Annotated in this window: 16 protein-coding genes; 2 read left to right on the top strand and 14 right to left on the bottom strand. The window is 32.7% G+C overall.

Annotation, left to right across the window (positions count from 1 at the left end):
- Window positions 1–24 precede the first annotated feature (24 nt).
- From Q1A73_RS21300 to Q1A73_RS21290, 3 genes are all read right to left on the bottom strand, one after another.
- Entirely contained in the window at window positions 25–1,641 is a 1,617-nt protein-coding gene (locus Q1A73_RS21300) for a sodium:solute symporter (protein WP_299609909.1), read from the bottom strand.
- 396 nt (window positions 1,642–2,037) lie between these two features.
- Window positions 2,038–2,886 (bottom strand): formylglycine-generating enzyme family protein, encoded by an 849-nt coding sequence (locus tag Q1A73_RS21295; protein ID WP_299609907.1) that lies wholly within the window; start codon window positions 2,884–2,886, stop codon window positions 2,038–2,040.
- A 119-nt stretch (window positions 2,887–3,005) separates the two neighbouring features.
- Window positions 3,006–3,722: a glycoside hydrolase family 11 protein gene (locus tag Q1A73_RS21290; protein WP_299609905.1), complete on the bottom strand. Its 717-nt coding sequence runs from the start codon at window positions 3,720–3,722 to the stop codon at window positions 3,006–3,008.
- A gap of 489 nt (window positions 3,723–4,211) precedes the next feature.
- Here Q1A73_RS21290 and Q1A73_RS21285 point away from each other — a divergent pair, with 489 nt between their 5' ends.
- Window positions 4,212–5,240, top strand: a complete 1,029-nt coding sequence (locus tag Q1A73_RS21285; protein ID WP_299609902.1) for a LacI family DNA-binding transcriptional regulator — start codon at window positions 4,212–4,214, stop codon at window positions 5,238–5,240.
- Between the two features lie 27 nt (window positions 5,241–5,267).
- Here the strand turns inward: Q1A73_RS21285 and Q1A73_RS21280 are convergent, their stop codons facing one another.
- The 10 genes from Q1A73_RS21280 to Q1A73_RS21235 form a co-directional block, all read right to left on the bottom strand.
- On the bottom strand, window positions 5,268–6,302 hold the full coding sequence (locus tag Q1A73_RS21280; RefSeq protein ID WP_299609900.1) for an aldose epimerase family protein: 1,035 nt from the start codon (window positions 6,300–6,302) through the stop codon (window positions 5,268–5,270).
- 32 nt (window positions 6,303–6,334) lie between these two features.
- A complete protein-coding gene (gene xylA / locus Q1A73_RS21275; protein ID WP_299609898.1) occupies window positions 6,335–7,660 on the bottom strand; it encodes a xylose isomerase in 1,326 nt (441 codons plus the stop codon).
- Complete coding sequence (locus Q1A73_RS21270) at window positions 7,657–9,150, bottom strand: FGGY family carbohydrate kinase (protein ID WP_299609896.1); 1,494 nt, start codon at window positions 9,148–9,150, stop codon at window positions 7,657–7,659. Before Q1A73_RS21270 ends, xylA begins: the two co-directional genes overlap by 4 nt.
- A gap of 875 nt (window positions 9,151–10,025) precedes the next feature.
- Complete coding sequence (locus tag Q1A73_RS21265) at window positions 10,026–10,598, bottom strand: type 1 periplasmic binding fold superfamily protein (RefSeq protein ID WP_299609894.1); 573 nt, start codon at window positions 10,596–10,598, stop codon at window positions 10,026–10,028.
- Window positions 10,599–10,609: 11 nt separating this feature from the next.
- Window positions 10,610–13,003, bottom strand: coding sequence for a TonB-dependent receptor (locus Q1A73_RS21260; protein WP_299609892.1), 2,394 nt, complete (start codon window positions 13,001–13,003; stop codon window positions 10,610–10,612).
- Window positions 13,004–13,083: 80 nt separating this feature from the next.
- A complete protein-coding gene (locus Q1A73_RS21255) occupies window positions 13,084–13,371 on the bottom strand; it encodes a hypothetical protein (protein WP_299609890.1) in 288 nt (95 codons plus the stop codon).
- 57 nt (window positions 13,372–13,428) lie between these two features.
- Window positions 13,429–14,277, bottom strand: a complete 849-nt coding sequence (locus Q1A73_RS21250; protein ID WP_299609888.1) for an alpha/beta hydrolase — start codon at window positions 14,275–14,277, stop codon at window positions 13,429–13,431.
- Complete coding sequence (locus tag Q1A73_RS21245) at window positions 14,274–17,009, bottom strand: PD-(D/E)XK nuclease family protein (protein ID WP_299609886.1); 2,736 nt, start codon at window positions 17,007–17,009, stop codon at window positions 14,274–14,276. The genes Q1A73_RS21250 and Q1A73_RS21245 overlap by 4 nt, the downstream gene beginning before the upstream one ends.
- Window positions 17,010–17,084: 75 nt before the next feature.
- Window positions 17,085–18,479 (bottom strand): OmpA family protein, encoded by a 1,395-nt coding sequence (locus Q1A73_RS21240; RefSeq protein ID WP_299609883.1) that lies wholly within the window; start codon window positions 18,477–18,479, stop codon window positions 17,085–17,087.
- 284 nt (window positions 18,480–18,763) lie between these two features.
- Window positions 18,764–21,916, bottom strand: a complete 3,153-nt coding sequence (locus Q1A73_RS21235) for a UvrD-helicase domain-containing protein (protein ID WP_299609880.1) — start codon at window positions 21,914–21,916, stop codon at window positions 18,764–18,766.
- A gap of 198 nt (window positions 21,917–22,114) precedes the next feature.
- Between Q1A73_RS21235 and Q1A73_RS21230 the strand changes: the two genes are divergently transcribed.
- Window positions 22,115–22,723 carry a superoxide dismutase gene (locus Q1A73_RS21230; protein ID WP_299609878.1) on the top strand — a complete coding sequence of 203 codons (609 nt, stop codon included), beginning with the start codon at window positions 22,115–22,117 and terminating at the stop codon, window positions 22,721–22,723.
- A gap of 269 nt (window positions 22,724–22,992) precedes the next feature.
- Here Q1A73_RS21230 and Q1A73_RS21225 read toward each other — a convergent pair whose 3' ends face one another.
- Window positions 22,993–24,891 (bottom strand): amidophosphoribosyltransferase, encoded by a 1,899-nt coding sequence (locus Q1A73_RS21225; protein WP_299609876.1) that lies wholly within the window; start codon window positions 24,889–24,891, stop codon window positions 22,993–22,995.
- Window positions 24,892–24,986: the final 95 nt, after the last annotated feature.

Genomic DNA, 24,986 nt, shown 5'->3' with positions numbered 1-24,986 from the left:
TTGATACCCAAATAGTCTTTATTATCACCCTGTAAAATATGTTAATATAGAAACAACTACTACCACTAGCAGTACAGATAAAGCAATGTCAATTCCAGTATAACTATTTTTTGTTTCATTCTTTTGTTCTGATGACAAGGTTCCAAAAGCAAGACCTCGAATGGTAGCATAATCTGGTGCTGTAGTTACCAAACTTGTACCGATACATACAATTACCGAAAAAATAAACATAAAGATTGCCATGTGAGCAAAATTTATGGTTGCAAACTCATAAGCGAAACCTGACAAATCATCCTTCACAATCTCTGCAGTTATTCTTAGTGCTGCAACCAAGAGCCCAGAAAATAAAGTTACTATTGCCGCTTTCGAATTTACCCTTTTCCATATAATCCCCAGAATAAATACCGCTGTTATTGGAGGAGCTATATAAGACTGTACACTTTGTAAATATTGATATAAAACTCCTCCTCCTATTTTATTCATAATCGGAATCCATATAATTCCCAATACTACAACTAAAGCAGTAGCAACTCTTCCGATATTCAACAAATCCTTTTCTGGGGTTTGAGGTTTTAATTTTTTATAAATATCAATAGTAAATATCGTGGAACAAGAGTTAAAAACAGATGCTAAGGAACTCATTAGTGCCGCCATCAAACCTCCTGCTACGAGCCCTTTTAAACCGGTTGGCAATAACGTTTTTACCAATACAGGAAATACCTCATCTGCTTTATCATAAGACAACACTCCTTGTTTAGCAAGAGCGAAAGCTATGATACCTGGTATTAGAAAAATAAAAATTGGTAATATCTTAAGATACGCTCCGAAAATTGCTCCACGTCTCCCAATTTTTATATTATTTGCGGCTAAGGTACGCTGTACTATATACTGATCAGTACACCAATACCAAATACCTACTATTGTTCCTCCAAACAGCAATCCTGTCCATGGAAATTCTGGATCAGACATTGGTCTCCACATATTAAAATGATCAGATCCTGCTGTTGCTTTTAGGTTCTCCCATCCACCGACTTCTTGCAATCCTAAATAAGTTATAATTATAGAACCAGCTATCAACACAACCGTTTGTAATGTTTCTGTATAAATTACTGCTTTCATTCCTCCCACAATGGTATATGCTCCAGTAAAAACTACAATACCAATTGCACCATACCAAAAAGGAATCCCTAATAACTCAGACACTACTATACCACCTGCGTAAATGGTCACAGAAACCTTAGTTATCACATATCCCGCTAATGAAAAAACAGATAGAAACCAACGCGATCTGCTATCAAATCTTTTCTCCAAAAATTCTGGCATTGTAAATACTTTGCTTCTCATGTAGAAAGGCAAAAACAACCATCCTAGTAATAATACAATCCATGCATGCAATTCATAATGTGCCATAGGCATACCAGATTCGGCTCCAGTACCTGCTAATCCCACAACGTGCTCAGAACCTATATTAGATGCAAAAATAGAAGCTCCTATAACAAACCAACCTACATTTCGACCTGCGAGAAAATAATCCGCAGTATCCTTATTTCTTTGTAATATCACCCATACAGCTACTCCAATAAGTGCTAAAAAGTATACTCCTAATACCACCCAATCCAATTGTTCTAAAACTGATTCCATAAATTGTTTTTGGTTATTATATAATTTAATGTTGATTGTTAATTTCAGTAATTTACAAGTAGACAAATGCTTTGTATTTCCTTTTGAACAAAAAGGAAACATCTTACAAGTGTTACACTATCTTTAATTTTAAAAAGCATAGTTTAACAATTCATCTAATTTTTACTTAAAATTTTATTAAAGTCAAAACTATCTGTTGGGGTAGCAAACAGGTAGAAAATTTGAAGCGAATGTTGTAAATTATGAAGCATTCTATGTATATATGATAGTTTAAAAAACTATTTCTCAGATTTCTATTATAAGGAAGTTTTCCATAATCCCTAATTAGGATACTTTTTATGGTCAATCAATCTTTTTAATTAGTTATTTACAATCAAATTTTATCATTTTTAAAATCTAACTTTTGTTTCTGCAAATACGAAAACCTTGATCAGGTCCGATGCCACTAGCCTCGAAGTAATCTCGATCACTATTTTTAAAATAAACTTCGAGACCAATCCATCCACCGCCTCTTTGGGCACGAAATAATCCTCTTGGTATCCGCTCATCTTCATACCAATCATCACACCATTCTCTTACATTTCCAGTCATATCATAAACACCTAATTCATTTGGTTCTTTATTATTGATTATATGTGTCCTACATTTATTTTTTTCTATAATTATATAATTCCATTGTTGGTCTAAGATAGTATCGCCACTATTTCTCCAATACCAAGCGATATCATCGATCTTATTGCTACCGCTATAGATATAATTTTTACTTTGTTGTCCGCCGCTCGCTACATATTCCCATTCGATTTCGCTTGGTAAACGATAACCATTTGCCTTTGGATTTCTTTTCACTAACCACTTGATACTATCAAATTGGGAAGTATTAAAAGAATCTGTAGAATCTTTGTAGATTTTATAATATGGCACCAAACCTTTTTGCTCACTTTTTTTGATACAAAACTCAACACAATCATACCAACTTACCATTTCTACAGGCAAACTATCACCTTTAAATTTGGATGGATTAGTTCCCATAATTGCTTTCCATTCCTTTTGCGTCACTTCATGTGCTCCTATATAAAAGTCTTTTACAAATACATTTTTATTATAAAGATTTGACTTGTTATTCTTAACAGAGCCACCCTTTATGAATACCAAATTATCTATATCATTTTTATTAAAATCTTCTTGGTTACAGGAAAGGAATACGAAGATTATTCCGAGAAAAAAATAACTAAAACCCTTTTGCATATTCTGAATTAAAAACGAATTCTTATTGTTATTTTACTTAATGTGTTTAAAACAAAAAACATAAGATCTATACTCTACAGAATATGGATCCTATGTTTTTAAATCTAATTATATATAATCTACCATATACTGGCGTTGATTCTTCCCCAACCTCCTGTATACGATTCGATTCCAAACACTTGATAGTCAAAATTTCTTAGATTACCCTGATGACCACCATGCTGATTCCAATGGTTAATATGTGCTTGCATATTTACTTTCTGATTAGACCCTGTTGGAGCATTTCCGTGTTCACTAATATATTGGTAGAATGTTTTTGTTCCCAATATAGACGGAGCATTCGATCTTAATTGTTTTTTGAATTTGTAATTCTTACCGTTAACTCTATAATTTCTGTTCTGATTTTGTCCAGGAATGCTCCCTTTTTCAACCACGTAGTATTCCATCAATGGCGTTTGTGTCCACCCATATACACCAACGAAATTGTATGATCCTTGTAGTGTTCCTATATTATAATTTATAGTTCTACCATTACCGGTACGCCACCCTTTACCTCCAACAATATCTTGATTATCCTTATATTCAATTTCGAAATTACCACCATACTGGTTCGCATAGGGAAAACGCAATCTACCCCAACCACCTTCTTTATAAATCGTCCAGAAATAACCTTTGTTATATCCATCTGTTCGGTTATCACTAATATATCCGTTACTATCTATTGACTTTTGTTCTAGTTCCGCAGTTTCTGGAAGATTGTCTGCATTTAAATCATCTGAACAACCAGAAAATAAAAACAAACAAAACAAGGAAGAAATACATAAATAAGTTTTCATAATTACATACGTTTTAGTTAAAATAATCCACATCTAATTATCTGCGCAGAATGATTATAAATATGAATGAATTTGTGTTAAAAATTTAGTTAATGCTCAAAATTATAACTCTATAATCGAATAGTTGTTAATTCGCATAGTTTAATAGCAAATTCTACGAAAACTTTTCGTAAACACATAAACCCTTGTAAATCAAATAAATGTTTCTTGTAATTTGGAATTACACCTATCTTTCTCTTGTAAGAATAATCCTTTCCATTTGTTCATTGCTAAAAAATAAAATACTAACAAGTATTTAACTCTTTATCAAAAGACTTCTGAAATATTTGAAGCAATATGTGCAAATTTTGTTGCAATCCGAATATTGCATCATTGTAGATCGAATTATTAAGATTATTTTACAAAAAGGGAAGTTTACATGAATTTTTATTAGCCATTTGTCCCTATTGGTTTTTAAAAAATTAGAAGTAAAAAGTATTCACTATCGTCATGAAAAAAAAGAGAATTACATTAAAAGATATTGCCAAAGAATTCAACGTTTCTATTGCTACAGTCTCAAAAGCTCTCAATGATAGCTATGAGATTAGCACCAGAACAAAATCTATGATTCAGGAATATGCAAAAGAGTTAGAATATAAATCAAATAATAGCTTTTATAACAACGACAAACAAAGAAATACCAAAACAATAGGAGTGATTATTCCTAATATGCTCAATCATTTCTTTACCAAAGTATTTGTGGGTATCGAAAAAATTGCCACTCAAAAAGGATATAACCTCATAACTTGTATTTCTAATGAATCCCTAGAAAAAGAAATGACAGTAATGGAGCTTCTAAAAAACTCTGATTTGGATGGATTCATTTTATCTATTGCAGAAGAAACTCAAATTAAACAAGATTTTAAACATTTTCAGAATGCCATAAATCAGGGTATTCCTATTGTAATGATTGATAGAGTAACTGATGAGATAGAATGTGATAAAGTTATAGTTAATGATGAAGAAGGTTCTTATAATGCTGTAAATTATTTTATCAAAACTGGTTGTAAAAACATTGCAATTGTTTCTAACATTCATAAACTTAGTGTTGGAAAACTTAGACTTAGCGGTTACAAAAGAGCCTTATTAGAAGCAGATATTCCTATTGATGACGACTATATTCTAAAAGTTGATGAGTTTAATGATGTAGATACATTGCTAAAAATACTATTAGACTCGAAAAAAGTAGATGCAATCTTATGCCTAGAAGAAGATTCTGCTATTAGTACTCTTAAAATGGTACTATACAAAGGATATAAAGTACCCGAAGATATTTCTATTATTGGATTTACCAACGGTGTTTTGCCTCGCCATGTCACACCTTCTATTACTACAGTTAGTCAACATAGTACGTATCTTGGAGAAGCTGCAGCCAAAATATTAATTGATAAAATAGAAAACGAAAATATAGAAACTTCGCATACTACTAAGGTCATTAAAACAAATCTTATAGAAAGAGAATCTACCAGAAGAATGTAATTATAGCATTGAGCAATAAAAACTCTCCTAAATTTGTATTGCTAAAAACTTAAAAATAGTTCTATTCTCATATTTGTCATTTGCTTTTACCAAAGCAGATGGAAAATGATGGTGGTTTGGAGCATCGGGATAATTCTGGCACTCAAAACAAATCGCAGGGAAGCGACCATATATCGATTGATTTTTGAAATTCCAATCAGGAAAACTTTCTGGAGTATAGATAACTACTGCAGGTTGATTCGTCCTTACTTCCATTTTTAACCCACTTTTATCAGATACTAAACTAATTTTTGGAACTTGATTATCCACTTTTTTATTAGTTGAACTAAAAACAAAAGTGTCATCAATGAGTCCATAATTTTCCAAACTTTGTAAACTCTTCGGTTTCAAAAAATCATATGGAGTTCCCATTACCGATTTTAATTGTCCTGTTGGTAATTGAAGTGCGTCAACTTCTAAATAATCCGAACAACTTAGTTGCAAAGAATGGTCTAAGATACTTCCTGATCCATCTAAATTAAAATATGCATGATTTGTTAAATTAACAAAAGTATCTCTATCTGTAGTAGCATGATAGGAAATAATGAGTTCATTATCATTAGATAATTGGTACATCACTTTTACCCTTAGATTTCCTGGATATCCTTCTTCTAGATGTTTACTATCATAAGAAAAGGTAATGGTATTATCTCCTGTACTTTCTAACTTCCAAAACTTTTTATCAAACCCTTTTAAACCACCATGCAGATGAACTTCATTTTGATCATATAATGCATACTGTTCATCGTCTATTTTAATCCTACCTTCTCTAATTCTACCAGCATATCTCCCTATCGAGGCACCTAGAAACTTTGCACTTGGATGATAAGAAACCTCTTCATAATCTGCTACATTATCTAATCCTGCAATTACGTTGATCAAATCACCCTTTTTATTCGGAATCTCCAGACTTACTACAGATGCTCCATAATTAGTTACTGTTAATTTAGCTCCATTTGCATTACCAAGCACTAGCGAAACGCAATCTGGATCATCCGACGTATATAAGGTATTTTGTATCATCTACATCTATTATAGAAATCGATTGTTTTTGATTAAATATATTGATTGATAATATTCTCGAATAATTCTTGTTTTCCGCTTGTTAAGGAAATTTCACCATTATCCAAAGCTATCTTATAAAGATCATTTAATTGCAATGCTCCACTTTCGAATTCTTTCCCTTTTCCTCCATCAAAAGAGCTATATCTATCTTTTCTTAATTTATCATAAGACGATGATGTAATGATTTTATCGGCTGTTATTAGAGCTCTTGCAAAGATATCTGCTCCTCCAATATGCGCTAAGAAAACATCTTCTATATCTGTTGAGTTTCTTCTGATTTTAGCATCAAAATTAACTCCTCCACCTTGCAATCCACCTGCTTTCAAGAAAACTAACATTGCTTCGGTAACTTCCAAAATATTATTCGGGAACTGATCTGTATCCCATCCATTCTGATAATCTCCTCTATTGGCATCGATACTTCCTAACATACCGGCACTTGCAGCGACTTCTATCTCATGCTGAAATGTATGCTGCGCTAACGTTGCATGATTTACTTCGATATTGATTTTAAAATCCTTATCCAATCCATGTTCTTTTAAAAACCCTATAGATGTTGCTGTATCAAAATCATATTGGTGTTTTGTAGGTTCCATTGGTTTCGGTTCTATAAAAAATGTTCCTTTGAAACCTTGAGATCTTGCATAATCCTTGGCCATTGTTAAAAACTGTGCCAAATGATCTAATTCTCGTTTCATGTCTGTATTTAATAAAGACATATAACCCTCTCTACCTCCCCAAAAAACGTAATTTTCTCCGTCTAGGGCTATGGTTGCATCCAAGGCTAATTTTACTTGTGCACCTGCTCGTGCTAACACCTTAAAATCTGGATTGGTAGCCGCACCGTTCATATATCTTGGATTCGAAAAGCAATTTGCCGTACCCCAAAGTAGTTTTATTCCAGATTCTTTCTTTTTCTCCTTGATATATTCTACAATCGTAGATAATCTCTTTTCCGATTCTAATAATGTGGGTGCTTCCTGTACAAGATCAAAATCATGAAAACAAAAGTAATCAAAACCCATTTTGCTAATGAATTCGAAAGCGGCATCTGCCTTATCTTTTGCAGCCTGAATCGGATCTGAAGACACATCCCATCCAAAATTTTGAGTTCCCCAGCCAAATGGATCCGATCCCTGTCCGCAGAAGGTATGCCAATAAGCAATCGCAAATTTAAAATGTTCTCTTAATGTTTTTCCAGCTACAACTTTTTCTGGATCATAATATTTAAATGCTAAAGGATTATCAGATTCTTTTCCTTCGTATTTAATTTGATCAATCCCTTTAAAATATTCTTGGTTTCCTAGTAGTATCATTTTTTATGAATTAAAATTCTATTAAGTTCGTTTTTCCATTTTTCATATGCTAATTGATAATCTTCACTATTTTTAAGTGGGTGAAAAGTCATTACCTTATCATTTTTAGCAATTGTTTTCTCAAAGCTATTACTGGTATTATGGGTTCTTCCAACAGCTCTTGCTGCTCCAATAGCACCAGTAGTATTATAAATTTCTATTTCTTGATTGATTAAAGTAGCTATGGTATTAGAAAATATCTCTGATCTAAATAAGTTATCATTTCCTGCTCTTAGCACTCGTATGTCTGCTCCATCATTCTTTAGGATCTCCATACCATATACAAAGGAAAATGCTATCCCTTCTAATGCTGCTCTACATATATGTGCTTTGGTATGTTTATTAAGGTTTATATTACACAATTGAGTCCCAATAGTATTATTTTCAAACATTCGCTCGGCACCATTACCAAAAGGTATCAACTGCAAGCCATCGGCTCCCACGGGAGCTTCTGCAGCCAGTGCATTCATGGTTTGATAGGAATCTGATTCTAAGTGCAGGTTATTCTTAAGCCATCTATATTGAATTCCAGCACCATTGATGCATAATAATTTTCCTATTACCGGCTTATCGGTTTTATAATTTACATGCGCAAAATTATTATACTTAACTGGCTCGTTGCCTTGTAGCTTATCTGCAACGGCATAAATAACGCCTGATGTTCCTCCAGTAAGGGCAACTTCTCCTGGATTAAAAACATTTAAGGACAATGCATTATTGGGTTGATCACCCGCTCTATAAAATATAGGGGTTCCTTCTTTAAATCCACTTTCTTTAGCTCCTTTAATACTAACGCTACCTTGATTAGAGAATGTATCTACAATATCTGGAATAAGAGCTGAATCAATATCATAATACTCTAAAAGCCATTCGGCTGGTTTTTGAGATACATAATCCCAAAGTATTCCTTCTGATAAGCCCGATATTGTGGTACAAATAGTATCCGAAAACTTATACGCTATATAATCTCCGGGCAACATAAATTTGTAGATGCTTTTATAGATCTCAGGTTCGTTATCTCGCACCCACTTCAATTTAGAGGCTGTGAAATTTGCTGGAGAATTGAGTAAATGCTCTTTGCATTTCTGAGTCCCTAAGTCTTCAAAAGCTTTATTACCAACAGCAACGGCTCTACTATCACACCAAATAATAGAATTTCTTAATAACTTACCATCATGATCCACTAATACAAGTCCATGCATCTGATAGGAAATTCCAATACCTAAAACCAATTCTGAAGAAATTGAATTTTCTTTTAATAATCGTTTGCTTGCAATACATACCTGTTCCCACCAATAATCAGGATCTTGCTCTGCCCAATTACTATTGACAGAGATAATGTTCATTTCCCGTTTTGGTTCATGAATAGAGGCTATGTTTTCGCCTGTAGTAGAATGAACTAAAGCAGCTTTTATCGATGAACTCCCAATATCAAATCCTATATAATACATCTGCAGGTAAACTTGTTGTTTGTAAAAATCTAAAATCCTTAAAATATTACCGCTATGGGACTTAAATTATGAACGAAAACTACTTAACAAGTTTTCGTAAAAAATGAAAAATTGTGAGTATAGATACTAAAAGGGAATCTCCTAAAAACGTAATTAAATATATTATGAATTTGTTTTCAATTACGTCAACTTAAAAATACCACTTTATGAAGAAAAAGTTATTATAAAAAAACAACCCCTAGGTTAACTACTCCTAAGGGTCTGAATTGAAACTAAATTATAATATTTAACACAAACTCAACTTATACAATAATTATGATTGTTTCAATTTTGCTGTTTTTTCGATTAGGTTTTTACGCCGCGAATATAAGATCAAATCTTTATATATTCGAGCAAATTTTAAGTGGTAATGCACATTTAACGATGCCATAATATCTCTTTAAAATTATTGAGATTAAACCACTAAAAATCAGCGTTTACTATATATTAGTATCTTTTGCAGCCATTTTGTTACCATATTCTCAGTTTTTTTTACCTACAAACCCAAAAATTTAATAATTTTTTAATAAAATTTAAGCAAAGTTTATGCCTAATCTTGCTTAGAATGGTTAAAAATTCCTCAAAAAAATAACCCTTAGTACACGTTATACTAAGGGTCTTTTATTGAAACAAATCTGTACTAATAATAAATACACAAACTCAACTTTATTATTTATACTTATGATTTATGCTGTTTCAATTTTAATTGTGTTTTGATAAGATAAATCAAGACCCTCGAGGTAACTACTCCTCAAGAGCCTTGACTTGATAAACAGTTTGTTTTGCAACAAACTCAACTAATCTGTTATAGCTTTGATAATTATGGTATCTAATTATTATTCGATAGTAAGATCAAAAGACTGAGCAATATCAGTATCTCCACCAGCATCTGCTAAAGTTCCATCATTTGGCTTTGTAGGCATATGACGTAAGGTAATAGTTAAACTACCTGTACTAGCATCTGTAGTAACTAATTCAAAAGCTAATCCTACAGGGTTTGTACCTGTTAATGGTGGATAGTCAGCTTCAGTATCCGTAGCTGCAGCTGTAGCATTAAGAGTACCTGCTACTTCAAAAAAGAATTGGTGCTCATCTGCTTCTTCTTCTATTTCTTCGTTAATTTCTTCAGCTGGCATTTCACTTTCATTTAATAATTCTATCGCACCTGTATACGTAGTATTAGCTGCTAAAGATCCTGATACTTCTACAACTGGAGCATTAGGTCCGTCAGGACCATCTAGGTCAACAGAGGTTAAAGTAACAACATCTGTTCCCGCCGTTAAAGTAACGTTCATTGTTGTGATTACTTCTTCTTCATTTACTACAACAGGGTTGTCATCATCATCAGAACATGAAGATGCGAATAAGCCTGCAATTGCTAACATTGATAAAAATTTACGTGTGTTCATCATTTTAAAATTTAATAGTTAAAAGTTAATCTCAATAAAAAGTTCCGCCCCACTTCATCTGCGAAAAAGCGCTGACGGTTTAAATAGTTTCTGTATGTATTATTTGTAATATTATTTATGGTAACACCAATATTTAATTTGTTCTGTTTAATAAACGGTACTGTCATATCTGCATTTAGATGCAAAAGATGATAATCACCTGGTGGTGTATTAATTTCGAGAAGCACATCTTCCTGTTCCTGTGGTGAAAAAACCATGATATTATCTGGAAATTCATTTTGTCTAAATGTATATTCACTTTCTAGACTTACTACTAGGTCATTCCAATTCTCTTTATGAAAAATTAGTGAATTGCTTACATTAGCCGCTGGTATATTAATCAGAGGAATTTCTGTTTCAATATCCCTTCCTTTTACTAAAGAAAAACTATGGTTTGTTTTCCAATTAGGAAACCATTTTTTATTCAGTTTAGCATCAATTCCTAATAACCTAGCATTTGTTTGTCTATATTCCCAAACTGGAAATGCTCCTCTAATCGACAATTCTACATCGGTGGGCTCTAAAACAATATAATCATTAATAAAATTAGCATATGGAGCTATTTCCCAACCCCAATTTTCATCACTCTTTTGAAAAGAAAATGAAACTTTGTGAGAAGTCTCTTGTTCTATTCTTAAATCTCCTAATTCTATTCTGGAAGCAGAATGATGCAAACCATCACTAAATAGCTCCGCAGGATTAGGAGCTCTTTGCGCCAACGCATAATTACCTCTTAGTTCATAGCTTTCTCCAAAAACATAATTAAAACCTGTTGTTGCAGAAATGCTATGATATTCAAATTTAGGATTTGTAAGCCATTGCGTACCTTCATCAGCAATGATAAGATCATTAAACTCTTGGTCATAACCTCGCTCTTCCCATCTAGTTTTTATATAAAACTTTTTAGCGTCTATTTGGTTATAATCATATCTAACCCCTGCATCGACAGTTATATTGTCATTGAGGTTGTATTTCCCAGTTACGAATAACCCCGCATCATATTTATCATAATCTGGAATTAACCTCCTTGCTCTTGTACTGGGATCGGCAAAATTATCCTGATAACGTACTAATAATCCAAAATCTAAATTGTAATCAAATTTAGAATCCAATACGAAATCAGAAGTAAGTGTATGTGTAGTAAGTTCTAAATCTAAACTAGGTATTTTTCTTAATTCTTCCGTTTGTCTAATATCAAACTCAAAACGCTGGTTATGCTGAAAATCATATTGTGTGGTCCATTTGCCCAACTTTTCGAAGCGTTTAAAGTAGCGCAGTCTCCCCAAATGATGGGTGACGTCTTGTTTTGGATTATCAATGGTATATGTAAAATCGTTTATCACAGAAGGTTGTCCACTATTTATTGATTCTATCAGATCATCTGCATTTCCAATATGAGATGCCGCCAGAACGCCTATTTCATTTTGGTAGTAGGAATAATACACATCCCATCCATTAGTAAATTTATTATTTCCAAAAGATAAAGATCCACCTCTCTCAAAAATACCTGTATTAGACAAAACATAATCAGGAGCTTCTACATCACCAAAACGTTTTAGGGTTCCTTGCGCCTTTAAAAACCATCCTGATTTGTATCCTTTTATAATTTCGGAGGAAACCGTTGTTCCTCTTCCGTTAGAAGCACCTGTAATGATTGTTCTTCCTGTTAATGTATCTTTTGCAGGAACTTTATTAGGCTCCATAACAATAACACCTCCAATAGCATCTCCTCCATAGCGCAGTGCTGCTGCTCCTTTAACGACAGTAAGGTTGCCTGCTGTATTGATATCTACATTGGGCGCATGTTCATCTCCCCATTCCATATCTTGCATTCGAACACCATTATTCATTATTAGCACTCTACTTCCGCTTAAACCTTGTATAATTGGTTTTACAATAGTAGAGCCAGTATTAAGCGATGAAACCCCTGTAATTTCCTTAAGAGCATCTCCTAGGGCTGCACTGCTATATTTCTCTATAACATCCTTACTTATTGTCTCTTCTTGAGCAGAAGATGTTTTGGTACGCTTTTTACCAGAAACTTTTACTTCTTGCAATTCGTCTAAATGATGTTCTAAATAGAAATCTTTCTTAGTTACTTCAGCTACGTCTAGAGTAATCACTTGCGAATTACAATTTGGATGCGAAATGGTAAAAGCATACGCAACAGGACATAGATCAGAAATTATATAATTTCCTTCTTTATCAGTGACAATGGTTTGATCGTTAAATGTAATAGTTGCATCTTTTAAGGGGACACCATCATGAAAATCGATTACTCTTCCTGAAATACTAATTGTACAATCCTGAGCTTTCGAAATAAGAGTCCCTAAAATCGATACTAACACTAATGTGTATCTTTTCATGGGTAAAAATAAAACTGAAACTTGCTATCAATACAAGAGGGTAATATCCAAGATATAATGGATATTATGACATAGAGGTATTATGCAACAGGAGGAGCTTTGTTGGTTGGTAAGCATCCAAAATAAGAGTCAAAATATCTGTTTACATAATTTGTTTTAACAATATCCAAAGAAACAACTGTTGGTTCTGGGATATCAATATCAGAAGAAAATAAAACATAATCATCTTCTGCTTGATCTAAAGTTAACAAACACAATGCACATTCAGAGTCTGTATCTTCATGACCAATTATGTGCAATTCTGCTAACTGAATTACACAAAAAAGTGCCAGAAAAACGGACGCAATTATGTGTTTATTTGACTTCATGACAGCAAATAAACGAAAAAAAGTTTAATAGATTTTATTTTTTAACCTCAATTCCTGTTAAAATGAAGTAAATTCTATGGATTTTTCAGTAATTATTGTTAAATCTTTAGGCATTTTATGGTGGTTCCAAGGATGTTTTGCTCCAAAAACATGATCTGCCTCATTAACCAAGAACAACTCACTTTTTGGATTCCATGTGTGTATTTCTTTTGCTTCTTGAACATCAACTGTAGGATCGGCAGTACCATGAATAATCAAATGAGGGATTCTGATATTCTTTACAGCCCTAGCGATAGTAAGTCTCTCTTTATTTTCTTCATAAGAGGTATAAAACTGAAATTCGTGTGGCATTTTTTGCTTCGTTCTCCCATTCTCGATATAATATATTCCTTCTTTCTTCCAACGGTCAAATACCTCTCCTTTTGGGAACCTACCTTCATAATCTGAAACACTAGCCCAAGTAATTAATTTTGAAACTCTTATATCTTCTGAAGCTTTGATTGCCGTAATCCCACCAGCTCTGGAATGCCCTATGAGAATGATTTTTTGAGTATTGATAAACTTTTTGTATAAAGAATCTGAAGCGGCAACCCAATCTAACACCGAGGAAAGATCATCTAACTCGATCAGATAATTATTCTTTCCGAATGCATCTAGATCAGGAAAATCTATAGGTTCTTCTGTCGTTCCGCCATTATGAGAAAAATTAAATTTTATAAAGAAAAAACCTGCTTCCGCAAAATTCTCCGCAACCAAATCCCAAGCTCCCCAATCTTTAAAGCCTTTATAGCCATGACAAAAAATTACTACAGCTTGTTCCTTTTTCGTATCATCATAAAATACATCTGTAAGAATTGGTTTGTTATGTTTTCCTTGTACTATCTGATTCTTTACTTTTGTTATCATATTTCTTTTTCTATAAAGGGAAGATCCAAATTAGAGATTTCTGAGATCAATTTTTTAAGTTCGAGTAAGTATTCCTGAAATACTTCGGATGTAATTTCATAATCTACTTTACCTCTTACTGATGTTTTAGTTCCAAATTTCAAAAACCCTTCTTTAAGATTTTTGAATGAGATAATTCCTGCTTTAAACGGTTCTGATGCGCTATTCTCATTATATTGCATATAAGCATATGCCAATACTTGCACAGCCTTACTATATTTATAATCTTCTGTAAGTACGTTCCAATCCATTAATACTACATCGCTTTTCTGAACTTTTCCAGTTTTATAATCTATAATTCTCAGTTCTCCATCTAATTCGTCGATGCGATCCACTTTTCCTTTTATAAAAACAGGAAAATCAAGCTCAGGAATCTTGAGTTGAGTTTTCAAGTTACTTTCAATTGCTATAATTTTTAATGTTGATCCTGATTTTAATAACTTCTCTTCAGACTTTAAGAAATTATAGATATATCTCTTAGCTACTTCAAAAATTAGCAAATTTTTACCTTGTGTAATATCTAATTTCGAATACTCTTTACGAAAATGATATTTGATTTCTGTATCAATCTGGGCTATCATTGCAGTAATATCTTGTACAGAAACTAGTTTATTCTCTAAGGGTTTATATAGATTTTCTAGTGTGTTATGTATTACCGTTCCCAAAGTATTTGCCGCAATCGTTTCTTCTACCTGATCACTTTCTTGAATTCCTAATACATATTTATAATAAAATTCTATAGGATTCCTAATATAAGTAGTCAAAGCAGAGGGAGATAATCCATTAAGCGCTAATTCCTTTATTTTAGCAAGAATAGTCTGGTCTTTTTTTATAGTAATTGGTTCTGCTTGTAGTTTAGGTATCTCGGAAGATGCTATATAATTGGATATATTATGATTATCAATCTTGTCTATCTCTAATTGATACACAAACCTACTTTTTTCTCCTCCACCAACTCCTTCGTCCTCGGTATTATAAATGAGATATACTTTTTTTGCTCTCTGAATTAAGCGATAAAAATGGTAGGTATAAATTGCATCTTTTTCCTTATATGTTGGCAGATTGTATGCCCTTTTAAGATCATAAGGTATGAAAGAATTCATGTTTTTCCCAGCTGGTAACACACCTTCATTAACAGAAGTGATAATTACCGTCTCAAAATCTAAACATCGTGATTCTAGCATCCCCATTAATTGTAACCCTCTAAAAGGCTCACCTCTAAAATCCAGTGTGTCTGAATTCACAACATCCTTATACAAATAATATAAAGATGCTATGGTATTTACATATTGATATGTGCTGCAAAGTGTCAGTAATCTATTAAATACAAGATGAAAATGATAGACATACTCAAGTTCCATCGAATTTTGCTCCTTGTCTAGATCCCCTTTCAATAGTTGAATGATTTTTCTGCAATTTTCTATAGCGTCTTGTGCATTTTTCCAAGGAGAAAAAAGCAATTCTATAAGCTCTTTTTTAGCTTCAGCTATATCGTCTTGAAGCTTTTCTAATGATATATATACTAAATTCTCTTTGGTAATTTTACCAATAAGATGGTTTCTTACATTACCTAATAACCACTGCGAAGCTTGATTATTTAATACTTCCAAAACTAGTTTATAATACAAGCCTTTAGGGTGAGTTGCTTTATGAAGGGTAAATAATAACTCAAAAAAAGATGAAAGAGGAACCTCTTTCAAAGGTAATCCCATGGTAATATTTAATGAATCAATAGAATCTGGCAATGAATTAAGTACAGGTAACAACAATGATTCATCTGCTAATACCAATGCTGTTTTTTCCAAGTCCTTTTGGGGAATACCGTTTAATATTTTACCTGCTAACTTTGCTTGCCCCACATTCTTAGGAACACCAATAAGATTTATCTCTTTATTCGATGAAAAATTATCTCGTATCCATTTAAAAGGATGTTCTTTGTAATAGTTCCAGTTGTTCTTATAATCTCTTAAAAACAAGGAAGCTTCATGATATCTATTATCTACAAAAAACGAATCTGCATCCCAGTATATATCTGCAATATTAGCTTCTAACAGGGATTGAAAAATAATCTGTTCGGCGTTATTTAGCGCATTAAAACCTACTAAAACATGTTTTTGTTTGGTGTGTTTTATATAATCTGATATATTTTCTGAGGCTCTTCGATACAACAAACCTTGATAACCCACTTTCTTTTTCAAAAGCTTATCTTTAAAATTGTTGTAATAATCATATAGGTTGTTCCAAAAACTTATGTATTTCTGTATAAGTTCTGTTTTCTCCTTTTGAAGATACCAATGGTTTAAATCTTGAATACTGGATAGATAAGAAAAAAAGCTTTTTTGATCTATACAATACCTATCGATTTCATTAAAGTCTTGTATGAGTGTTTGCGCCCAACTACTAAATACTTCTAAATTTTCTTTATCGAGATGCGTATGCGTAGTAAGATAGGTTTCATAGAAATCAAATAATGTTTGGATAGTATCTATCTGGCGTAATCCCGATAATTGAGTAATAAATTCTTCTATACTTAATATAATCGGAGCAAAAAATGTTTTATCTACATGCCTTTTTAATAATTCTCGTTTGAGAAAAAGTCCTGCTCTTTTACTAGGAAGAATAAAAATAAGATTACTTACATTATCATCCTTTTTTTCGATCTCTGATATGACTTCTTTTAAAAAACTATCCACTTACTAAAAATAAAAAACGTCCCGAATAATCGGGACGTTTTGTATATGTATTTATTAATACTTACTAAAGAATAATTACTTTACTAAGTTGATCTCTACACGTCTGTTTTGAGCTCTACCTTTTCTTGTTTTGTTAGAAGCGATTGGTCTGTCTTCTCCGTAACCAACAGCAGATAATCTAAACTGATCGATACCGTTACTAGTTAAGAAGTTCTTAACAGCGTTAGCTCTAGCATCAGATAATCTTTGGTTAGCTTTAGCAGCACCTTGGCTATCAGTATGTCCTTCTACTGTAAACTTAGCAGTTGGATACTCTTTTAAGATACCAATGATATCATTTAATACTTTAGTAGACTGATCTTTAATAGTAGATTTACCAGAATCAAATAATACTTGAGCAGCGTACTCATTTAATGTCTTTTGGATTTCTTCAGTTACCTCAGGACATCCGTTGTTAGCTACAGTACCAGCAACATCTGGACAGTTATCATCTTTATCTAATACTCCGTCACCATCTTTATCTTGGTAAGGACATCCGTTGTTTGCTGCAGGACCTGCTTCATTTGGACAACCATCTTTAGAATCAGTGATTCCATCACCGTCTGCATCAGGACATCCGTTTAAGTTAGCTAAACCAGCAACTGTAGGACACTCATCTTTAGGATCAGGGATTCCGTCACCGTCAGTATCAGCACATCCATTAAATTCTGCAGTACCAGCAACATCTGGACAGTCATCTTTAGCGTCAGTGATTCCATCACCGTCAGTATCAGGACATCCGTTAAATTCTGCTAAACCAGGAACGTCGATACACTCATCATCTTTGTCGAATACACCGTCTCCATCAGTATCTTTACCTCCGAAAGCGAAAGTAAGACCAGCAGAGTGTTGGAAGTGAGTTGGAGGATAAGCTCCAGTCTCGTAATCTTCGAATACATGCTTATAAGTAGTTTGTAAATTGAAAGCTAAGTTTTCAGTTAACCAAACATTAACACCTAAAGAACCATTTAAAGTTCCAGCACCAATCTCATCAACCCAAGTGTAACCTCCACCTACACCTAAGTAAGGATCGAACCATTTAGATTTTAAAGCGTTTTTGAAGCTATAGCTAATTCTACCGTCAGCAGCGTAGTATGATAAATCATCAACGGTTACATCAGTTCCGTCAGCTGTTTCTCCAAATTTGTCAATTCTGTTAACTGTACCTGCAACGGTAAATGTAAATCCATCTCCTATATATCTACCAACAGATAATTTAGAAACAGATGGAAGAATATTCCAGTGGTCACTAGCGTTAAAAAACTCGTCAAAGATCTCCCCTTGTACAGGTAAATCTCCTCCGGTAGGAAATATATCAACAGCATTAACGCCAATCGATACAGCCCAAGGGTTGTTTTCATCCTGTGCATTCGCAGTACTAAACCCAAGTACTAATAACGAAGCCACTAAAAATCTGCTAAGATGTTTCATATTCAATAATTTAATTTTTAAGTGTTAATTAGAGCAAATGTAATATGTTAAAAATTACTGTCAAAGACAAAACTAATAAATTTTTCTTAATAGGCCAGTGTCTATCGACCTTTGCGAAGTTTTTAAGGTTTAATTTTACCTTATCAAGAACCCCTCAAATGTGAAAAAAACCACCTAACTAAGTAAAATTTAATGCTATAATTTTCTTAATTACGCTACAATTATAAGATAAAAATATTTTTTATCCGTAAAATTCTACTAGTAATTGCGAAAATAATTGTTAATTAAACATATTTTAGAATGATTTTATCGTTGAAATACACTAAAATCTTATTTTCCACTTCATATCCCATTTGTTGAAGCAGAAAACCGTACGTTTCTATTTGCTTTGAATGTGCCGAATTATATTCTCCAGTTTTGTAATCCAGTATTGTTGCTTTATTCTCGGAATTTATTTGCACTCTATCTGGTCTATATATATTACCGCCTGAAATAATATCTCTTTCATTTAATATGGTATACTCTTCAGAAAAATATGTAGACAACTCAGGATGTTCAATAACCTTTTTAATATCATTATATATTGAATTCTTCTCTAGATGGTTAATTAACCCTGTTTCGAAACCCTTTTCTACCGCTTCATCAATATCTCCATGAGTAACAATAGAAGCCATCATTTCATGAATAATGTTACCTTTTTCTATAGCTGTTTCTTGATCTGTTTCCCAAAGTTTGCCAGCATTAGTTACAATATTTACTTTATATTTCTTTTTAGAACTTTGTAAATTACTAAGTGTAAAGTTTTTTGTTTTAGTGCTATCTAATTGTTCTTCTTGAAACGGTTTTTCATCTATTCCAAAAGTATAAATAGATTCTTCGTCATTCCATTGGCCAATATGTTTTAGATAATTGATAAGCTTACCAGAAAACTTATTCGGATTGGTTTCTCCTTTAGAATTTATTTCAGTTTTGGAAATAACATACAATTGCTCTTCTGCTCTTGTTAATGCAACATATAAAAGATTAAATGCATCTAATTCTAATTGGGACTCACGTTCCTGAACTATTTTTGCTCCTTTAGTTCCCAGCTCGGATAATTCCTTATTGTAACTTATAAATACCTCCTCGAAAGCATTGAAGTCTTTTTTTGATACTGGCAACCAAGATTTGGGCTCAATTTCTCTATATATGTCGATATTCGCATATGGATAAATCACACAAGGAAATTCTAATCCTTTGGATTTATGTATGGTCATAATTCGAATCGCCTCTTCTCCTTCGGGAGCTATGATACTTAACTTTTCCTTTTTCTGTTCCCAATATGACAAAAACCCAATGATACCTTCAGCTTGTTTTTGAGTGTATCCAAAAACCGTGTCTAAAAAAAACTGAACATAAGCAGGCGACACCTTAGATAACTCAAAAGAGTTAATGATATATTCTACCGCTTCATAAAAAGGTTTGATTTCTAATTGATAAAAGCTAAAATCAATTCCTAAAATCTTCAATTCATCACAGAATTCTTGCCGACTATTAAAAATCAATTTATCAAAAAAACTATGTTTTTGTGTAATAGAGAATTGCTCTGCAATAAAATATAAGACATTAGTTTTAGCAGAAAGCTCATGAGGGTATATGAACCAGGTAAGCATATTCACAATAAAACCAACTCTTGGATCATTTTTAAGCAACAAGGTTTCGGAAGAAACAATAGGAACGCCTTTTTCAGTTAGAAAATCTGCTATTGTCGTTCCTTCTTTTTGTTTTCTTGTTAAAATACAAATTTCATTTAGCAGATATCCTTTTTCTTGCAGCTCTAAAACATATTCATATACTTTTTCTGGATAAACCTCATTTTCCTCTGCAATATTATTAGCCGAAATAAAAGAAAGATGTACAAAACCTTTTTTCTTAGTATTATACTCTTGATTATTTCCTAATAGGTATAATTTTTTGTGAAGATCGTTACTAAAGTCATTAGATAAAAAGGTAAAGAAGTCATTATTGAATTTTATGATTTCTTGATGGCTACGATAGTTTCTTGGTAAATTTAGAACCTGTTTTTCTTGTACCGAAAACGGATTATGATCTAATGACAAGTCAATAAACTGTTCTGCTTTTCCTCCTCGCCACCTGTAAATTGCTTGTTTAGCATCGCCAACAATTGTTACCTGACCTCTTTTACCACTTAACGTTTCTGAAGAAATTGCATTATCAATTAATGGTATTATATTATTCCATTGCAATTCGGAAGTGTCTTGGAATTCATCTATAAAATAATCTCTATATCGTTCTCCTAGACGTTCGTAAATAAAAGGTGCAGGTTGATCTTGAATGGCCTCACTAATAATTTTATTAAATTCAGAAATCAATAAAATACTTCTTTCTTTTTTTATTTCCTGAAGTTCTTTATTAATGAGATTTAGTACAGAAAGGGGAATTAGATTTCTGATAATATTATCATACAACTTTATATGTACTATTTGCTCTTTTGTGCCTAAAAAAGCACGTTCGATATCATCCCGAAGACCGTCTATACTTTTCTTTTTGTAATCCTCTAACTTAGCATTGTAGAATGATGCAGACTGAATATTTTGTTTCCAAGCAGCTTTAAAATCAACTTTTAAGTCTCCTTCTGCTAATTTTTTAAAATGCCCTGGAACTGATCCTCTAGTAAAATCTTTATGTTCTAGACCTTGCTCTTCTATTTTTTTCAAAATATCTTCAGAAGTCGAAATAATATCCGTTTTTAATTCTGAAATTTTTTGTCCCAGACTTTTCTTAAAACTTTCGAAATCCTCAGAGGTTTTTTGAGCAAGTTTATCCAGATGCATTCTATCATTCTCACTAAACAATAGGCGCGCTACTTTGTTTAATTCTACAGTAATATCCCAATTTTTATCGTCTTCCAATTTACTAAGCGCAAAATCGATAATAATATCTGTTAACATTTTATCGTCACCAACCTTAGCAATTACAGCATCCACGGATTCTTCAATCAAGGATTCTGTATCCATTTCAATTTCAAAATTCATAGGAATCCCTAAATCCCGAGCAAAAGTGCGGATAACTCTATGAGTAAAGGTGTCAATAGTGACAATATCAAAAGCAGCATAATTGTGTAAAATACTTTTTAGAATTCTATCTGATTTTTGTTTTATGATATGCTCTTCAATTTTTGTTTCCTGAACAATATCATTTAATAAGTATTCATATTTAGCTACTGGATTTTCCTGACTTATTCCAACAAGATTTTCTAAAACTCTTGTTTTCATTTCTGCAACTGCCTTATTTGTAAAAGTAATTGCCAAAATATTCTTATAAGTATCCTTAAATTCTCCTGTTAAAAGAGCTATTAAGTAAGCTTTAACCAAAGTATAGGTTTTTCCAGCTCCAGCAGCAGCATTATAAATTGTAAAAGGGTACTTAGAATTCAATAGTTTGTTTTTTTACTAAAGTATCAAAAAAGACTATTTTTCAAACATGAATCACTCGTAAAAATGAATTAGACTACGATATTAATCAATGAAATGAAAAAATTTTGATTTAATTAATTTATAACAAATATTAATTTTTATTCATAACTCTTATTCCTAACTTTGGTTTCATTTTTCTTATTAACTAAAAAATAGATTATGTCATTTGAATTACCAAAATTAAACTATGCCTTTGATGCATTAGAACCTAATATAGACGCACGAACAATGGAAATTCATCATGATAAGCATCATGCTGGATATACAAGTAAATTAAATGCTGCTATTGCTGGTACAGATTTAGAAGGCAAGACTATAGAAAATATCCTTATCAACCTTGATATGTCTAACGGTGCTGTTAGAAATAATGGTGGAGGATATTATAATCACTGCTTATTCTGGGAAGTAATGTCTCCGAACGGAGGAGGAGCTCCATCTGGAGAACTTGCAGAAGCTATCAATAGCGCTTTTGGTTCATTTGATGCATTTAAGGATGCTTTTTCTAAAGCAGCAGCAACACAATTCGGTTCTGGATGGGCATGGTTATGTGTTCACGAAGGAGGTAAAGTAGAAGTATGTGGAACTCCTAATCAGGATAATCCATTAATGCCTAATGTAGGTTGTGGTGGAACTCCAATTCTTGGCCTAGATGTATGGGAGCATGCATATTACTTAAATTATCAAAATCGCAGACCAGATTATATTAGTGCATTCTTTAATGTAATCAACTGGGATGAAGTTTCAACTAGATATGCTCAAGGGAAGTAATATCTAATATATACTACAAAACAAAAAGAGTCATAATAATGTTATGACTCTTTTTTTATATATCAATTTTTACAAAATGTTCTAAAATAAAAAAAGGTGGAAAGTCCACCTTTTTTTGCCCCAAATCTACCATGAACTTAACCTACTTATGCTATGGCTCTGCTAATATAAAGCGTTATTTCAATGTGGAAAAATGTTTTAGATGAAAAGCCAAAATACTTGTTGAAATACACAAATTAACTGATTTTAACAACAAGATATTTTATTTTTTAATAAGCTCTTTCATCTTTTCCTTCGAAAAAGTTTATAAATGCCTTATTTACAACTCGATTCCCTCCTGCAGTAGGATAATCTCCAGTAAAGTACCAATCGCCAAGGTTTTTAGGACATGCCTTATGAAGGTTGTCCACGGTTTGATAGATAATTTTTATTTCTGCGCCAACAGTCTCATCACTTAAAAGTTCTGCAATTTTATCACTTATTTCCTGATCTGTGAACCCTTCATATATTTCTTTTACAAAATTATGAACTTTTTCATCTGCTAAGTTTTCTTGTGCTTTACACTTTTTATAAACTTCTTCTACTAAGCTATAATTGCCATTCTCTTTTAATAACTCTAAAGAAGCCTTAAAAGCAATTAAACCTTCTAGTCTGGCCATATCTATTCCATAACAGTCTGGATAGCGTATTTGTGGTGCCGAGGATACAACTATAATCTTTTTCGGATTTAACCTATCAAGCATTTTAATAATACTCTTTTTAAGCGTCGTTCCTCTAACTATACTATCATCTATAATCACCAAATTATCTTCCGACTTTACCACCCCATATGTAACATCATATACGTGTGCAACTAAATCGTCTCTACTACTATCCTCAGTAATAAAGGTTCTGAGCTTAGCATCTTTTATTGCCAATTTCTCGGTTCTTAATCTTGCAGATAGTATTTCGGATAAACGTTCATCAGTGAGCGAATCTTTTTCTGCAAGAATCGTCTCGTTCTTTTGTTTATTAAGTTCATCTTGGGCTGCTTCTACCATTCCGTAGAATGAAGTTTCGGCAGTATTTGGAATAAAAGAAAATACAGTATTTACGGTATCATGGTCTATTTCTTTTAATACCTGTGGCATAATAAGCTTACCAAGATTCTTTCGTTCTTTATATATTTCTGCGTCACTACCTCTAGAAAAATAAATACGTTCGAAAGAACAAGCTTTTCTTTCTAACGGATCCATAATTTTACTTATAGATGTTTTTCCATTTTTCTTAACTATAATTGCCTTACCAGGGTCTAATTCGATTACCTGATCAAAAGGAACATTAAATACTGTTTGAATAACAGGTCGCTCGGAAGCTACCACGACTACTTCATCATCTTGATAATAATAAGCGGGTCTAATTCCTGCTGGGTCTCTAAGAACAAATGCATCTCCATGACCTAACATTCCTGCCATAGCATACCCTCCATCCCAATCTTTAGAAGATTTCTTTAAAATTTTAGCAACGTTTAATCGCTCTACGATTTGTGGAGAAGCATCTACCTTACTGTATCCTTCTTTCTTAAGCTTTTTATATAACTTGGCAACTTCAGAATCCAAAAAGTGACCAATTTTTTCCATTACTGTTACGGTATCCACATGATCCTTAGGATGCTGCCCTAATCTCACCAGATTTTCAAATAAGACATTATTATTTGTCATATTAAAATTACCTGCGACGATAAGATTACGATGCATCCAATTATTTTGCCTTAAAAAAGGGTGCACACTTTCTACACTATTTTTACCAAAAGTCCCATAACGCACATGCCCTAAGAGAACTTCTCCTATATATGGTATGTTCTTTTTTTGTAAATCAACATTATCCGTATACTCCGGATGCTCTACAAGCTCTTTGTTAATTCGATCATTAATCTGTGAAAAAATATCCTGAATAGGCTGGGAAGCACTTGATCGAACTCTACTTATATATCTTTCTCCAGGCGGTCTGTCTAATTTAATACTTGCAAAACCAGCACCATCTTGTCCGCGATTATGCTGTTTTTCCATCATGAGGTACATTTTATTAACTCCGTAAAATGCACTACCATATTTCTCCTTATAATACTCTAATGGTTTCAGTAATCTTATAAATGCTATTCCGCATTCATGTTTTAAGGCATCACTCATTGTATTCCAAAAATTCTATTGTTGTGTTGTAGTAGGTTTGCTCTAAATAAATCATTAATTAAAAAAAGCCCTCACTAAAATCGAAAAGGGCTATT

Source organism: uncultured Aquimarina sp. (assembly GCF_947492115.1).
Classification (GTDB): domain Bacteria; phylum Bacteroidota; class Bacteroidia; order Flavobacteriales; family Flavobacteriaceae; genus Aquimarina.
Note: the sequence above shows the minus strand (reverse complement) of the source record. Positions and strands in the feature narration are given on the sequence as shown.

Coding starts and splice junctions, on each gene's coding strand:
- Q1A73_RS21285 (WP_299609902.1), top strand. CDS start 4,212: ATGAAAAAAAAGAGAATTACATTAAAAGATATTGCCAAAGAATTCAAC.
- xylA (WP_299609898.1), bottom strand. CDS start 7,660: ATGATACTACTAGGAAACCAAGAATATTTTAAAGGGATTGATCAAATT.
- Q1A73_RS21300 (WP_299609909.1), bottom strand. CDS start 1,641: ATGGAATCAGTTTTAGAACAATTGGATTGGGTGGTATTAGGAGTATAC.
- Q1A73_RS21260 (WP_299609892.1), bottom strand. CDS start 13,003: ATGAAAAGATACACATTAGTGTTAGTATCGATTTTAGGGACTCTTATT.
- Q1A73_RS21230 (WP_299609878.1), top strand. CDS start 22,115: ATGTCATTTGAATTACCAAAATTAAACTATGCCTTTGATGCATTAGAA.
- Q1A73_RS21240 (WP_299609883.1), bottom strand. CDS start 18,479: ATGAAACATCTTAGCAGATTTTTAGTGGCTTCGTTATTAGTACTTGGG.
- Q1A73_RS21270 (WP_299609896.1), bottom strand. CDS start 9,150: ATGTATTATATAGGATTTGATATTGGGAGTTCATCGATAAAAGCTGCT.
- Q1A73_RS21250 (WP_299609888.1), bottom strand. CDS start 14,277: ATGATAACAAAAGTAAAGAATCAGATAGTACAAGGAAAACATAACAAA.
- Q1A73_RS21225 (WP_299609876.1), bottom strand. CDS start 24,891: ATGAGTGATGCCTTAAAACATGAATGCGGAATAGCATTTATAAGATTA.
- Q1A73_RS21290 (WP_299609905.1), bottom strand. CDS start 3,722: ATGAAAACTTATTTATGTATTTCTTCCTTGTTTTGTTTGTTTTTATTT.
- Q1A73_RS21255 (WP_299609890.1), bottom strand. CDS start 13,371: ATGAAGTCAAATAAACACATAATTGCGTCCGTTTTTCTGGCACTTTTT.
- Q1A73_RS21265 (WP_299609894.1), bottom strand. CDS start 10,598: ATGAACACACGTAAATTTTTATCAATGTTAGCAATTGCAGGCTTATTC.
- Q1A73_RS21295 (WP_299609907.1), bottom strand. CDS start 2,886: ATGCAAAAGGGTTTTAGTTATTTTTTTCTCGGAATAATCTTCGTATTC.
- Q1A73_RS21280 (WP_299609900.1), bottom strand. CDS start 6,302: ATGATACAAAATACCTTATATACGTCGGATGATCCAGATTGCGTTTCG.